Source organism: Collimonas rhizosphaerae (genome assembly GCF_038896935.1).
Taxonomy (GTDB): domain Bacteria; phylum Pseudomonadota; class Gammaproteobacteria; order Burkholderiales; family Burkholderiaceae_D; genus Collimonas; species Collimonas rhizosphaerae.
This window is the reverse complement of the sequence record NZ_JBANDC010000012.1, coordinates 34,400-49,234: the sequence shown is the minus strand read 5'-3', so window position 1 is coordinate 49,234 and position 14,835 is coordinate 34,400. Positions and strand designations below refer to the sequence as shown.

At 50.4% G+C, this 14,835-nt stretch carries 12 protein-coding genes; 7 read left to right on the top strand and 5 right to left on the bottom strand.

Going from position 1 to position 14,835, the window contains the following annotated elements:
- The first annotated feature begins 67 nt into the window (after positions 1 to 67).
- The 4 genes from V8G57_RS17225 to V8G57_RS17215 are packed head-to-tail and all read left to right on the top strand — an operon-like array spanning position 68 to position 2,587.
- Positions 68 to 763, top strand: a complete 696-nt coding sequence (locus tag V8G57_RS17225) for a type 1 glutamine amidotransferase domain-containing protein (RefSeq protein WP_342830412.1) — start codon at positions 68 to 70, stop codon at positions 761 to 763.
- 29 nt (positions 764 to 792) lie between these two features.
- A complete protein-coding gene (locus V8G57_RS26350) occupies positions 793 to 1,212 on the top strand; it encodes a hypothetical protein (RefSeq protein ID WP_484038979.1) in 420 nt (139 codons plus the stop codon).
- On the top strand, positions 1,197 to 1,823 hold the full coding sequence (locus V8G57_RS17220) for an amidohydrolase family protein (RefSeq protein ID WP_484038980.1): 627 nt from the start codon (positions 1,197 to 1,199) through the stop codon (positions 1,821 to 1,823). Before V8G57_RS26350 ends, V8G57_RS17220 begins: the two co-directional genes overlap by 16 nt.
- Positions 1,824 to 1,846: 23 nt before the next feature.
- Positions 1,847 to 2,587, top strand: coding sequence for an SDR family oxidoreductase (locus V8G57_RS17215; protein ID WP_342830410.1), 741 nt, complete (start codon positions 1,847 to 1,849; stop codon positions 2,585 to 2,587).
- A 630-nt stretch (positions 2,588 to 3,217) separates the two neighbouring features.
- Here V8G57_RS17215 and V8G57_RS17210 read toward each other — a convergent pair.
- The 3 genes from V8G57_RS17210 to V8G57_RS17200 all read right to left on the bottom strand — a co-directional run bounded on the left by V8G57_RS17210 (position 3,218) and on the right by V8G57_RS17200 (position 8,277).
- The gene (locus V8G57_RS17210) at positions 3,218 to 6,190 is read right to left on the bottom strand and encodes a hypothetical protein (protein WP_342830409.1); all 2,973 of its coding nucleotides are present in this window, start codon (positions 6,188 to 6,190) and stop codon (positions 3,218 to 3,220) included.
- Positions 6,191 to 6,759: 569 nt separating this feature from the next.
- A complete protein-coding gene (locus V8G57_RS17205) occupies positions 6,760 to 7,371 on the bottom strand; it encodes a hypothetical protein (RefSeq protein WP_342830407.1) in 612 nt (203 codons plus the stop codon).
- A 72-nt stretch (positions 7,372 to 7,443) separates the two neighbouring features.
- Positions 7,444 to 8,277: a hypothetical protein gene (locus tag V8G57_RS17200; RefSeq protein ID WP_342830405.1), complete on the bottom strand. Its 834-nt coding sequence runs from the start codon at positions 8,275 to 8,277 to the stop codon at positions 7,444 to 7,446.
- A gap of 603 nt (positions 8,278 to 8,880) precedes the next feature.
- Between V8G57_RS17200 and V8G57_RS17195 the strand changes: the two genes are divergently transcribed.
- Entirely contained in the window at positions 8,881 to 9,087 is a 207-nt protein-coding gene (locus V8G57_RS17195) for a hypothetical protein (protein ID WP_342830404.1), read from the top strand.
- A gap of 64 nt (positions 9,088 to 9,151) precedes the next feature.
- Here V8G57_RS17195 and cynR read toward each other — a convergent pair whose 3' ends face one another.
- Both cynR and V8G57_RS17185 read right to left on the bottom strand, forming a co-directional pair.
- Positions 9,152 to 10,132, bottom strand: coding sequence for a transcriptional regulator CynR (gene cynR, locus V8G57_RS17190; protein WP_342830403.1), 981 nt, complete (start codon positions 10,130 to 10,132; stop codon positions 9,152 to 9,154).
- Positions 10,133 to 10,417: 285 nt separating this feature from the next.
- On the bottom strand, positions 10,418 to 10,879 hold the full coding sequence (locus V8G57_RS17185) for an autoinducer binding domain-containing protein (RefSeq protein WP_342830402.1): 462 nt from the start codon (positions 10,877 to 10,879) through the stop codon (positions 10,418 to 10,420).
- A 586-nt stretch (positions 10,880 to 11,465) separates the two neighbouring features.
- Here V8G57_RS17185 and V8G57_RS17180 point away from each other — a divergent pair.
- Both V8G57_RS17180 and V8G57_RS17175 read left to right on the top strand, forming a co-directional pair.
- Positions 11,466 to 13,517 carry a reprolysin-like metallopeptidase gene (locus V8G57_RS17180; RefSeq protein ID WP_342830401.1) on the top strand — a complete coding sequence of 684 codons (2,052 nt, stop codon included), beginning with the start codon at positions 11,466 to 11,468 and terminating at the stop codon, positions 13,515 to 13,517.
- Between the two features lie 823 nt (positions 13,518 to 14,340).
- A complete protein-coding gene (locus tag V8G57_RS17175; RefSeq protein ID WP_342830400.1) occupies positions 14,341 to 14,832 on the top strand; it encodes a cupin domain-containing protein in 492 nt (163 codons plus the stop codon).
- Positions 14,833 to 14,835 lie beyond the last annotated feature (3 nt).

Below are 14,835 nucleotides of genomic sequence, written 5' to 3'. Positions count from 1 at the left end.
TATGCCCGACGACTTGCGAAGCAGGCCTCCAAGCCTTTATGGCCCCTTCAAACAGGAATCCACCATCATGACCAAGCAAGCTTCTGAACTCAAGCCGATCCTTTTCGTCGTCACCAGCAATGCAGTAAAGGGAGCGACGGGTATTCCGACCGGTTTTAACCTGGCCGAAATTACTCATCCGCTGGAAAAATTACAAGCAGCAGGCCTTCAGGTGGAATACGCCTCGCCCTTGGGCGGCGCCGCGCCGCTGGACGGGCTGGAAGACATGAACGATCCGGTCATTGCCCATTATTGGGCCGATGCCGATTTCCGCCACGCCATCGCTCACACGCTGTGCCTGGATGATGTCGATCCTTCGCGCTATTCGGCGATCTTCTTTGCGGGCGGTCACGGCACGATGTGGGACTTCCCCGACAGCGTCGCCGCGCAAAAAGCCATTCGCGAAATCGATGCGGCAGGAGGTATCGTCTCGGCGGTGTGCCATGGCCCGGCGGCCCTGGTCAACGCGCGCCGTGCCGATGGCAGCCTGCTGGTGGCAAACAAGCGAGTGGCAGCCTTTACCGACGGCGAGGAAGAGGAAGTGCAATCCACGCACGTTGTGCCTTTTCTGCTGGCGTCCACGCTTAACGAACGCGGTGCACACCACCAGAACGCCGCCAACTGGGCCGACAACGTGGTCGTCGATGGCCGCCTCATCACCGGACAGAATCCGCAGTCCGCTGCGAGCCTGGGCGAAGCGCTGCGCGACGCCTTATTGGCGTGATCAGCCACTGACACGAGAAAGAGAATATCGTGAAACTGATCTGCGTCGAAGAGCACGTACTCGATCCCGCCATCGGAGCGGCCACGCAGGGCCTAGTCCGCGCCGAGGCCCCCTACCTTCCCGACTGGGGCAGCCGCGTGGTCGATGGTCGGCAAGTTGTCGATCCCAGCCGTCCGCATGTCATCGCACCCAGCGAGTCCGCCCGCAAAGCCTTCGCAACGGGCGAACCGCGCCTGGCCGACATGGACGCGGCAAGCATTGACATGCAGGTGCTCTCCTATGGCGGCTTTCCTCAGTTGCTGCCTGTCGCGCAATCCATCGACCTGAATCGTGCCGCCAACGACAGACTGGCGCTGGCAGCGCAGGCCCATCCTGCCCGCTTCGCCGGCTTCGCCACCCGCCTTGGCAAGCGCCGGAGGCAGCCGCCCGCGAACTGGAGCGGGCGGTGAAACAGTTGGGCCTCAAAGGTGCGCTCATCAATGGCCGTCCCGGCGGCACCTTCCTGGACGATCCGCGCTACGCGCCCGTCCTCGCCGCTCTCGACGAACTGAAGGTGCCGCTATATGTCCACCCCGGCCTGCCGCTGCCCGCCGTGCAAGCGCCGTACTATGGCGGCTTCGAGCGCGAACTCAGCGCACGGCTTGCCATGTTTGCCTGGGGCTGGCACAACGAAGCAGGTATCCAGGTTGTTCGCATGCTGCTCGCAGGCGTGTTCGACCGCTATCCCGGACTGCAGCTTATCAGCGGCCATTGGGGTGAGATGGTGCCGTTCTTCCTGCAAAGGCTGGAAGACTCGATTCCGCAAGAAGCCTCCGGCCTCCAGCGTCCGATCGTGCAGACCTATCGCGAGCATGTGTACGTATCGCCCAGCGGCATGCTCACGCTGCCGCACTTCCAGTTCATACACGCACTGATGGGAGCGGAGCGCATTCTGTACTCTGTCGACTACCCCTATCAGAGTCTGGACGGCGCGCGGGCCTTCATCGAGCGCCTGCCTGTCAGCGACATCGACAAGGCCCTCATCGCCCACGGCAACGCTGAACGGCTGTTGCATTTGTAATCTGACATCGAGAAGGAACCAGCATGACACAAGGAATCGACAATAAAGTGGTCGTCATCACCGGCGGCAGCAGTGGTCTGGGCGCGGAAACAGCGCGTCATTTGACACGGGCCGGCGCCAAGGTCGTGCTGGGGGCGCGGCGCTTGGATCGCCTGCACGCGCTCGCGGAAGAGCTCGGCCTGGGTGCCGAGAGCGTCGTGCAAACCGACGTCACCGATCACGCACAAGTTCAGGTGCTCGTGAACCGCGCCGTGGACTTGCATGGTCGCATCGATGTGATGCTTAACAACGCGGGAGTGATGCCGCTCTCGCCGTTGGAGATGCAGCGCATCGAGGAGTGGAACCAGACCATCGACGTGAACATCAAGGGCGTATTGTATGGAATCGCTGCCGCACTTCCTCACATGCAAACACAAAAGAGCGGGCAAATCATTAACGTCTCATCGGTGGCTGGTCACGTGGTAAGCGTCGGCGGCGTGGTGTACAGCGCCAGCAAGTTCGCTGTGCGCGCGATTGCTGAAGGACTGCGCAAAGAGGTCAAGCCCTACAACATCCGCTCTACCATCCTCTCACCGGGGGCGGTGGATACCGAGTTACCTTCTTCTACCAAGGCCGAAGGCATGGCGCAGGTCATGCAGGCGTTCTACGAGCGCAACGCCATTCCCGCCAGCAGCTTCGCGCGCTGCGTGCTGTTTGCCATCAGCCAACCAGAAGAGGTAGATATCAATGAAATCCTCTTCCGTCCTACACATCAGGAATTCTGAAGCTTCAGGTATGGTGACGCCGTTGGCGTCGGGTGCATGGTCGACTCCTGTCGGCATTGCTTGACTTGTGAGAGTGGACACGAGCAGCCAAAAGAAAAAAGCGCTTAATAATCAAATTATCTATTTGATTATTAAGCGCTTTTTTCTTGCTCTCCCAGATAATTATCTGAGCAGCTGACTCTTTGGCGGAGACGGGGATTCGAATTATCCTCCACAACCATTTAAAATAAAAGAATTTGAATTTAAAAAATAATTTATACCGTTACTAATACCGTCAAAAAAATTTCTCATTTCCTCGCGTGCCAACTAAAAAATCAAATAGGAGAGAATATAGTGATGAAATTACTATTCTGCTTGAGAGTTTTTTAGACGCGATACCCGCACGGCTCGGCGGAAATTCTTTGTCACGAAATTTCAGGAACGGCTTCTGGAATGGAGGAATCATGTTCTCGCGCCGAACTAGCCCTTCGAAAATTGAAACGATATCTGTGAATCGCACAACTCAACCAGACCGCATAGTTCCCTTGGCTACGCCACGCCAATCGAATTTGCGACCAAACATCAATTTGTAACCACCGATCCTACTGAGCTGTGTTACTAATTTCGAAGAGCAGGTCAATTCGTGGCGCCCTACTGAATTGGAATCTCAGTAATGTCATGACCAAAAAATTTTGGAAACCAATCCCTCTGTATATCACCGGCCCATGCGTCAATGCGGGCTTGGTAGACTGAGTCGTTTTCCGATGTCATTCTATAGGGCCGGGGATTGGGTAAATCGGATGCTTGTATTCCGTCGAAAGTACGAATAATGGGACCCCGCCGGTCATCCATAAAAACAATTCCTTTAATATGATATTTGCCCGCTGTTAGTGGCCCGTCGACGAGAATTTCTCCAGGATTTAAAAAAGCCGCCTTGACATTTTTACCTGCTGGAATTTCAACAATAACGCCGTATGGGACCGTACTACCCTTGCCCGTAAGGAAACGAGAGTCATTCCCCAATGAAATACCAACCGTTTCCGGTAAATGGGGAGCCGTGGGTAACCAGCGTGTTGGCTGACTATTACCCATCGTGAAGGTGGGAATATCAGCGACTCCTTCGGATTTGAGTATGCCGCTCCTCTTCAATTCATCCATACTAAAATGGTTGGTTGAAAATCCCCGATAAACTTTCGCTGTAATGTCTTTTCTAGCTTTCGCAAAATCTAGGAATGCAGTTTCTCCTACTGGACTTTTAAATGTAGCGATTCTCTGCGCATTGATGTCAAATAATTGTTTCGACACCATCAAATTTGGATCGTCGTTCACCACATACATCGTCGGGTAAGCGCTGTTTTCGGTCAACTTCAATTTGCTGGAATCAGCTAGCTTTACTATCGTAGTCTTTTCGAACCATCCGCCGCCCGCGACCCCTCTTCGCGTCCACACTCCAGCCTCGTTCTCCCTAGCGATGATTCCACTGCTAACTAGCTTCGATGAGTCATTTGGGTCTCGTATCCACAACAGGTAATACCCGTCCGCAGTATCGGGGTTTTTTGCGACAAAATATTTTTTCCCATTAAAGTTAATTCCCTTTCCATTGGACGGTGGTTGCAAGGAAAGGGGGCTCTGCTCTATTTCATTCGTCTGAATAAAGTTATCCTCCGGGTCGGTAACAGTTGGCGGTTGTGTTGGATTTTCTTGAGGTTTGGGGTCACCACCACCCTCTGCTGGCGTTCCATCTGAAACCTGAGGATTCTTGGGCAATTTTATGAGTTCAAATTCACCAATCTCTGGATTGGATGTCCATCTGTAATCATCGGCAGCGGGGGACGTCAATACTGAAGGTGTCTCGCCTAATGCTGACTCTGCCACACCTGGCGCTAAGTCGTGCGCAAGCTGCAGACTCGAAAGAATTGCTGCAGCATTACCCCCAATACGATCGTTCGCCGTCATACCATAAATGCCATCGTGCGCGCCGAAGACAACATTACCAACATTGCCGGCAACGGGCACGTAGCCGAAGGTATTATCCCAAATGCCCTTTGCCGATTTCCAGCTTTGCTGAGAATGTCCAAATACCTGAGTTTGATCGGACCATACAGCATTTTTTGCGCGAACAACTTGGAACTGAGATGCAATACTGTCCTTATAGTCACCACCTGTTGCTAGGTTGCCATATTTCAATTGATAATCGCTACCTCGCGATCTGGTGTAATTAAATGTCTCTCTAACCGGAATTTCTTGATCTGAGACGAGACTGGAATATCCTTCGTAAGTAGCTCCATTTCCTTTAATCAAATTTTCAAGAACATCCCCCGCTTTTGGCCAATGAGCATCTTTTCCTCCTTGCATGTCACGGGCATTGAAACTCTGAAGCAAGGGGGTACGATTTCTTTTGGCCCAATTCGCAAAATCCTTGTCCCCATGTATTTCGGTGACGACACCTCTATTCAAATCAACCATCAATCCCTGATTGGGCCTATGCTCATAATTTCCACCATATGGTGTATAAGGAATAAATGCATACCCTGCCAGTGGATAACCGTATACGTTGGGAACAATGACTTGATCATTTTGGTCCAGCGTCCGCGCTATTGCCATTCGGCCTTCGAAGCTCAGTTGTCCAAAACTCCCCCTATCGCCTCGTAGACTTTCCAACGTTGCCTGCACACTAAATGCATCCGCCTTGCCGGAGCGTCGGTCCAGTATTCCCGTAGAGTCCCTCGTTGGCTCAGCTACATCTGTCTCCCAATGAGCTTGCATTTTTTTGCCAACGGATTCGAAATCCTTGGCCTTGCGCTCATCTTCTGGTGATTTGAACTCCCTACGAGTGAAATTAACTATGCCGCCGCCTTCTGGCTTGTCGTGCTCAAAGACACCCGCTACGATTTCCCATACCTCGTAGGTGCGGTCGTAGGTTCCGGTCTGCGTTTCTGGGACTCCTCCCACTCCAACAGAGGTAATATACGTTACCACGATCTTTTCGTGAGGGTCGTACCCTGCTCCCAACAAGCCACCGCTGAAATAACCCTCGGGCGTCATGAATGGTCGAGCGCTCAAAAATTTGACGTTCCTTTGACCTTCGCTACCACTTTCTATGTCCGCCAATTGAGTCTTCACGCGATGGACATAGGCATCTATATGTTGTTCCCATTCCTGCCGTGAGAGGGATGAATCAGGCTGCGGTACTTTACTCGCCCCAAAGATTGTGAAAGCCTGGGATTGAGCGGGATCAAGCGTTGAAGGTGGCAGCTCCAAGTCATGGTGATTAATCTCGGGTGCCTCAGACTCGGCCCTCTTGTTCCGACTCAACGCAGGTCGGGTATTGACCACCGATTCTTTCTGATCCGTTGATTCTGCCTTTCCTACGTACCACCACACGTTGTCGCTGTCCTTTGGTGGTACATGTGGGTGCTGTTCAATCAATGAGGTTGCCCGATATTTTTTCCCGTCGACGATGACTTCGCTGTCGCGAACGTATTGTGCTTTTGAACTCCATTGTTGTGTGGTCGATGTATTTGGCGTTGATTTCGACTGTACGGGTGAAGATTTCGGTTGTTCTGCAGACGGGAGCTTATTGTATGAAGTAGGCAGCGATTGAGGTAGCGAGGAATTGATCATGTTCGAGGTATGCAATTCAGGGAGGAAAGTAAAGGTTGAAGGAAAGTCAGCACATCTGATGCGATGTCAGTTACACCAAAATAAATTACTCAGACAATTCCAATGGCATCACGATAAAGTGACGCAGATCTCGGCAGGCGAGTAACATTCAGTATAGGTGTGTGTGTGTCGAAAAAGTGATGAATATGTATGAAAACCTGAAGACAGGATGACAACGAGCAGTAGTCTCAGTTAGAAAAAATCAAACTGCGTGCAATAAACGATACTGCCGCATTAATGTGAAAGTACCGTGGCGTGCGAAATGCATGAAATGCCGACGGAAGAAGATGTTGGTCGGGTGTACAGACGCGGCGAAGTTAAACCTCATCTCGCCGTCCAAGAGCAGTTGTTCAACTGGGCACAGTTCACATGGTCCGCAACAAACTGAACTTCGCTCTCTGGAAAATGTATAAGGAAGCGGCTAACAGTCTGAAGCGCGCCTACAGCGTGACGGCATTTCTCATCATGCCGGTCACCAACACCATTGAATCTCTTCATTCTCGGTATATTCGATGTTGGTGGACAAAAAATCAGTCTCCCAAAATCGGCACAGTAAATGTTGTTCTTTGATGGTCAATCATAAAGCGATGAATCAGTCGCCGTTTCTGATTTTTTCTCGACACCTCAGTTGTCAGTTGAATTTCATGGCCATCGGGGCTGGAAAAATGATTACCCGCTATTTCGGAAAATCCAAACCGTCCTGCGATGACTGGTGCTGAAAATGGTATGTCGTTCGTATCATTTCTACTTCCTTTTAGCAGAAGCATCTTATCGTTCCAAATCTTGCGGCTAGCTAGCCTTGCCTCATACATATATCTTAAGCCGTGAATATGCGAAAAACGCTCAACGAAATCGTGATCGTGGCTAAATTTCTTCTCCGTCTCCGATGCCGACAACGACGTAGTGTTTTGGACTTCGATACAGCAAAATGTGTCGATTTCGCCGCCATAATTTTTTAGCGCAGTAAATAGCGTAGGAGTCGACAGTTTTTGATTCGTAAAAATAAAATGCTGATGAGAAATTAATTGCAATGTGTCATCGTCAACGACAATCACGTCTTCCCATAATCCTATTGGCGGCGGTACCGCATGTAACATCCTCATTGGTGTTACCAGAAACAGTAAAGCAGCTAGTATTTTCATAAGGCTGGTCTTAGAGGAACATGAAAGTGTTATTTTAAGAATGTCTATTCACGCGAACGGTGAACCTGTCGTCTAATTGCCGTCGAGAGACCAGTGCACGCGATCTTCCGGCCCATACCAGATCACGCCATATGAGGCGCCGACCGATTTGAGATCGATGAAGCTTTTGATTTTTCTAGGTTTGTCCTGAGCGTCAAGAATGGTTTTTCCAACAAAGTTGGAAAGCAACATATCAATAGCTTGGGAAGAGTTGTGTAAGGAGCGTCCTGGCTTGCTGACCGGCACCGAGCCAATACCATAGCCAAACATCATGTCGCGTGCTGCAGACTTTGCTTTCACCAGATCAGCTTTGGAGCCGTTTCGATCTCGGTGCATCCAATCGATGTTGACGCCTTGCCATGACGGCACGGCGGCGGCTGCCTTCTTGTTCCGTGCAATCTGCGTTGAGTAATGCATCAGATAAGAGCGCTCTTCTGGCCGGTAGGTGGTTGTAATTACAATACGTATGCCCGCTTGCGCAATTGCGGCATAGAAGCGCTTTAGATTTCCTTTGAACGGTTCTTTCAAATCTTCAATGCGAGTACTTGAGGCAAAGCGGACGCACCAAGGTCTGCCGCTTGGCTCTAGCAGGACTGAGGAGGAGGTTTTGGCGGCCGTTGCAGAGGATAAGGTGTTTCCATCCACCGCGGCCGCCTTTACCTTTTGCTCTTGAACGTACTGCAGTATCTGGGCAGGAGTCAATTGTGAAGGGTTTTGTGCGGATGCTGTCGATGGCGGTGCGCCCAATGCGGGGGAATTTATTATCAAAAACACAGTGGCCATCGTAAGAATGGCTATAGTTTTTTTTCGAGCTCGCTTGAATAGTCGATAAAAATCAAGATCGCGCATGATTTTTGTGATTTTCAAAAATGTTAAATCAGATTGATTCTAGCGCTTTTAGGCAACAGCTCCTTAAATAAATTCGCGTAGTCCCCACTACCAGTCGAAATTCAACTATCTCTAAAAAAAGTCGAGCTGGCAGCTCTGTGTGTTTTGACATAGAGACTCGCGCCCAGATTCGATATTGGTTTCTGGCACGAGCCAGCCAATCGTGGTAATTATCGTATTGACTACGAATGTTTGTTTGATCAATGTCTTTTAAATCGTGGCCAGAGAGCGGTGATGACGAAGGTAATCAGAGAATGGCGGTTCTGTCCAGCGTGAAGATTTTTTTGAGTCGCACGGCGAATCACGATTCTCCGACATCAAAGATACGTCAGGCCGGGTGATAGTCAATCGTGCCGGCTTCAGAACAACGACAGATGCGGGGCAGGAATATTTTGTGCTGACCGAAGCGCGCAGGGGTGACGTGTGCGCGGGGTTTGAGATAAAAACGGTCAATCAGATGCTCATTGATGCTGGATGGCTTGTCCCGGACGGTACAGGGAAAGCGGTGCAAAGCAAACGATTGCCAGATATGAGAAAAACACGATGCTGTGTTCTTACTTCCAAAATATGGGAGATGTAATCATGTGGCTTGATGCGTTTAAACTCAAACCTGGAAACATCTTAAATATCGGTGTTCCGGGTGTTCCAGGTGTTCCAATGACCAGCGAGCCCAATGAATACAAGGGTGCTGGCGAAATGCAGGTGTGGAACACCGATGTAAACCAAGGTGTGCCTGGTGTTCCGCAGTCCGATATTAGAAACACAGGTATCACCATGGAAAAAAAATGACTTGTACGGGAAGTGTTCCGGTGTAGCCAAGATTCATGCGGGTAATAGTTGCTGCGCATTTGTGTCAGCGGGCCAAATACACATTTGACGCTGGTGTTGCAGGTGACAATGATTCGATGGCCCTGCTTTTCGCGTCCGCAGTACCTTGGGTGGCGCTATCCGGCCTGACCGACAACGACGCTTCCGCCAATTCGGCAAAAGCAGTGCAGGCGGTACTTTGATAGCCGCCCTTGCGACGCAGCAAGGCGACAGTGCGATGTGGTAGGGGTGGGAGTAGCGGGATGTCTTGCAGCGCCTCGTTTTCACGGGCAGTCGCATAGGGCAGTATCGTGACGACATTTCCATGCCGGATAATTTCAACAATCGCATTGATAGTATTTGCCTCAATCACGATTTTTGGTGCAACCCTTTGCTTTTGCAGATAGGCGTCGACATGCATCCGTGTGGCAAAATCGGCAGTAAGCAGCGCCAGCGGTTCTTTTCCAAGGTCGCTCGCACTGATGGTGGCCGAGCGCTTCGCGAACGGATGTTGCCTCCCGACCACAACGCTAAGCTTTTCGATAAATAGTGGCTGGCACTCTATCTCAGTCGAGCGCGCGGTGCTGAATGCGATGCCGATATCCACATGGTCCTCGAGCAACGCCACTTCTACGGCATCTAAAGGCATTTCAATGATGTGTAGCGCGATGTCGGGATGACGCCGATTGAAGCGAGCAATCAGCGGACCGACCAGATAGGAGGTAAAGGTCGGAGTCGTCGCCAAGCGTAACGTGCCGCGCGTCAGGTCGCTCACATCGTGGATGGCGCGTCGCCCCGCGTCCAGTTCTCGCAAGGCCCGACGCGCATAGTCGATATAGACTTGGCCAGCATCGGTGGTGTAAACGGTTCTGCCGCTGCGATCCAGTAACTGCGTCCCAAGCAACTCTTCTATCTGTTTGATCTGCTGCGACAGGGTTGGCTGCGAAACGTATAGCGCCTCGGCGGCGCGCGTGAAATTACCGTGCTCGACCACGGCAAGAAGATAACGTATGTGACGCAATAACATGTTTGGCAACTATGGGTAATTGTTATGGATTGGGTTGTATATCGATCTAGGGGGCAATAGGTAAATCGCAGTATCATCGCCACAATGCATTCTCATGCGCGGAGACATGCCATGAAGTCCATTGTCGAAGACGTGGATTCCAACAAAAGGCTTCCCCCATACTGCGTGTTCCGTTCAAAGAGATGGTCCGCTGTCCGGAACCAGGATGCGTGTATATACTTGTTCAGATAGCCGGGTTGTACCTGAATTTCTGAACCAACAAGATATCGGCAGCAACTCTGTAATTCACAATACTGGCAGCATCGATTCGGTTGGCGACGTCAACCAGCCAGGACAGCTTCCACGCGGTTTCATGCAGTTGAGATACTGCCATCCGAGCGCGACAGATTGAGCAATCCGCCGACTCCCCTCGCGTTGTAGCATGATTGTGCCCAGCCAGCGTGCAGCCCGTGCGCGCGCGTCTTCCCAAAACGATATGTTGGCGATGAAATCTTTGTGCGGCCAGATTAGAGGAAAAGTGGAACGTTTTCCGTGCGTGATGGTGGAATCAATTTTTGCATATCCCCGCTGGGTATAGCGTTGCTGCCAGTTTGCAGGGTAATTGTTCAGCATGATTTTCTGGGGCCGCGTTATCGGCCAAGGTAGCTGCATATCGTAAGCGCAGTAATCGAATCCCAGATGCTTGGTGATTCCAGACAAAGTGTTGAATAGAGTGGGTACGGATTCCGCATTTAAAATGGACCGCATTTTATGTTCTCGCCAACTAATCATAACGACATTTCAAGTGAATTAAAAAATCGGACTGAGACTTCGGACTAAAACTTTTCGCCGCCGTGAAATGAAATTTATGCACGTTGCAGCAGCCAATTATTGGCTCGTGCAAAAGAACAATCTCGGCATGCTCGAAATTGAGAAACTGATGGGCTCGGCATCTATACATCCTCAATGCAGTCAGCGATCTGGCCACGACGTCGAGCAAAATCTGAAAGCCTAACGAGGCGAATGCAGTTTGCGTATTCGAGCTAGAGGCATGAGACTACTATTAAAAATTTTCTTCCGCACCTGTTAGATTGATCAGTACCCAACCATTGAGGCAAATGATAAAAGTATCATTTTATGATTTCCATTTGCGGCTTCTGTATCTCGTACTAGATAAGTTGGAAGAAATAATTTCCTCTCTCTTTCAAGAAAAAATCATCACGATTACATACGTTGAGATGGCGGCGCTCGCGTAAAGAGAAATGGATTTCAACAATCAGTTCGTCCTATCAATTCTCGGATAAATCTCCCTTCGTTTTTCCCCGTTCCAATCCATTAACAATAGGATGTTTTTATGCAAATAAAAAAATACTGTATTTTTCCTTGTGTTGCACTGCTTCTGTCGAGTAGCTTGCTTGTATCCACAGTATTTGCAGCCGACACGCGCACGTTGTGGCATGATCTTCCGCAACAGCGAGATACTACTGGGGCAGCTAGAATAGAAGGATCAACACCAACGCATTTCCGCGTTCTCACTCTAGATTTTTCCAACTTAAAATCTGAAGCGACTGCAATAGCAACTAACATTCCAGGTGTCACCGCGAGATCCGGAAACGTCAATACTCGATTGTCTTTACCCTTGCCTGAAGGAGGATTCACCGAATTCACCTTATCTGATTCGGCGATATTGCCACCTGATTTGGCCCAACGCTATCCAGAAATCAGAAGCTATAAAGGAAGCGATGGCAAGGGGCGCAATTTACGCCTGGATATTTCCCCGCAGGGGATGAAAGCCATGGTGTATGAACAGGATGGCGCCTGGCTAGTACAACCTGCTGAAACACTGGCAGGAAACGTGACTAATGCCAAAGCAAGTGGTGCGCAATATTGGAGTTTTCGTCGAAAAGCGCTGCCAGCTTCGGCCCAACCTTTTCAAGAAAACGTATTCTCGGGTATATCTTCGAGTTCAAAGCTCGGCGCAGCAATCAAGAGCACTAACGCTAGGCTCGTCACGGGCAATATTCGTCGCGATTATCGTATCGCGATAGCCGCGACCAGTTCCTATACAGCGAAATTCGGAGGTACTGTTGTCGGAGGACTGGCAGCAGTTAGCTATATGCTCAATCGCGTCAACGAGATTTATGAAAAGGACTTAGGGGTGCACTTGACCCTGGTATCCAACAACGACAAGATCATTTATACAGATCCAGCCAAGGATCCTTACTCGAGTGGCCAGAATATCCTTCGGCAGAATGTCGATAATTTGAACAAGGTAATCGGCTCACGCAACTTTGATATCGGGCATGTGGTCGATACCGGGAGCGGTGGCGTCGTAGGTCGTATTGGTAGCACCTGCTTGGACTTGCCGGACGAGGACAACAAAGCCGCCGGCACCACCGGTCGTAATAACCCGGTTGGGGATGCATTCTATATTGATTACGTGGCCCACGAATTGGGACATCAATTTGGCGCCTGGCACACCTACAATAGCTGCAATCATGCGACGTCTACGTTGGTAGATTCGGCACTTGAACCCGGCAGCGGCTCCACTATCATGGGATACGCTGGCATATGCTTGCCGAATGAAAATTTGCAAAGCAATTCTGATCCCTATTTCCACGCGGTTAGTCGAGAGCAGATCCATGCCTGGATTTCTTCCAAAGGCGGAGAGTGTGCGGTCAAGCGTATCAATCCAAACAACGCGCCATGGATAGATCCGAAATCTATGCCTGGAGGAGGTTTCAAAACACTCACGATTCCGGCAAAAACACCATTTGTCTTGAAGGGCATTGCCACAGGCAACCCCGATGCAATAATGACCTATACCTGGGAGCAGTTTGATGCTGGTCCGATACAGGGTGCAATCCTCAAAGACGATAGTAAAGGTCCGATTTTTCGCTCCATGTTGCCAAATACCAGCGGTGAGCGCGTTTTCCCGCGATTGGCGGCCGTACTGGGCGAGGAGTCACTTGGTAATGGTGAGGTTTATCCAACGACCAATCGCAAACTTCAGTTCCGTCTAACCGCGCGCGACAATCTCGATACCGAGGCGACAACGGCTAGCGCCGATGTCACGATTAATGTCATTAAAACGCCCACGCCTTTTGGTGTGACCATACCGAGCAACATCGAGGTGTTGTCGGGCGGTTCAATGCAGACTATTGGATGGAACGTCGCCAGGACCAATGAAGCGCCAATCTCTTGCGCCCAAGTGCGCATTGATCTGTCGGTAGATGGAGGGCACACTTATTTGCCTAAGCCGCTTGCCGCGTCGGTTCCAAATATCGGTAACGCGAGTGTCATGCTACCCCGCTTTTCCAAGAGTACATCCCGCGCCCGCATCAAAATTAGCTGTGTGGATAGTATATTTTTTGCAGTCTCTCCTGTAAATTTCACAATTCAATAAGATAAGGATATTTTTTAGGCGCAGTCCTTATCGTCTTCGTGTGTTTAGCCAAACTATCTTCTTGAGTTGAGGCGAAAGAAGATAGTTTTTGTGAAAGGACACGGTGGCCAGCCTGCCAGATGGAGGTATGGGCCGTTTACAAACCATCGCAAGATGGTACGTGATCGCGATCATGGCTTTTCGAGCTCCAATCACCAAAAATGTGGATCACGTAGTTTGGCATTCGGCCTTCCGTCAATGACGTGAGCGCGCCGGCGCAAAGCCCATTGCCGCGGTATCACATACGCATAGCTTATGTCGTGGCGTTGGTTAACTCTTATAAGAAATGTGTATTTTTAAAAAAATCATGGTTTTTCAAGCGATCCCGGTATGAAAAATTGGCGCGCAACTGCCGAATGCGGAACAGGCCTGAGCCGCAGGCGCACCGCCAAGTATTTCAACTCATAGTTTACGCTATCGCCAAGATGCAAAATCAGCAGCCGCAAAGTACTGTCCGCGCACACCCGCAAGACCAGCAGCCGATTCACCGTCGGCTTCTGCCTGGCGGCAATCAATGTGAGACCGACTAATACCTCGCTAGGTGCGTTCTACCCGCGCTAGTCACACGCGTCGGCAAATCCAACCTCGTAACCGCTTCCAGCTATCGGACAGAACACGTTGACATGGCCCGATCTTATCGTATCTTGTCCGTCAGACAGCTTTCGTTATTGCCGCCAGAACCCAATACTTCGTCCTGTTCTCGCGCTAAGAAGCACAGCGAGTTAAAACGAAAGCAGTGATGAGCAATTGGCGTTCATTCTGCCTAATAATCAGGAGTCTCAAAATGAACCACTCAACCATACGCACCATTACAGATGCAACCGCCTCGGGAAAAACCAAGTCTTTGCTGTACCTGGCCGCAGCTTTGGCTTTGCTCTCCACTCATATTTTTGCCCAAAGCATGACCACAAGCACTACACAAGCGAACCGACTGACTTCTCTTCCTGTCTCGGATTTGACGTGGACTGAGCTCCCAAATAGTGGCGGGATCAAGTACGCCAACGTGTATGGAAATCTTACCGGTAAAGGTCCTTACGAAGCTTTTGTGATATTCCCCGCTGGTAAAGACAATCCGTTCCACGCGCATTCGCAAAACCTGCCAACCGTAGTTCTAAAGGGGATTTTCTATGCAATTATCGACGGCAAACGTGTTGAGTATCCGGCCGGCTCTTTCTATAATTTACCTGCCAAGCTCCCTCATTACAGCGGTTGCGTTAAAGGTGAAGACTGTTTGCTGTTCCAATATCAGGCGGACTATTTCGATCTAGTCCGCTAGATT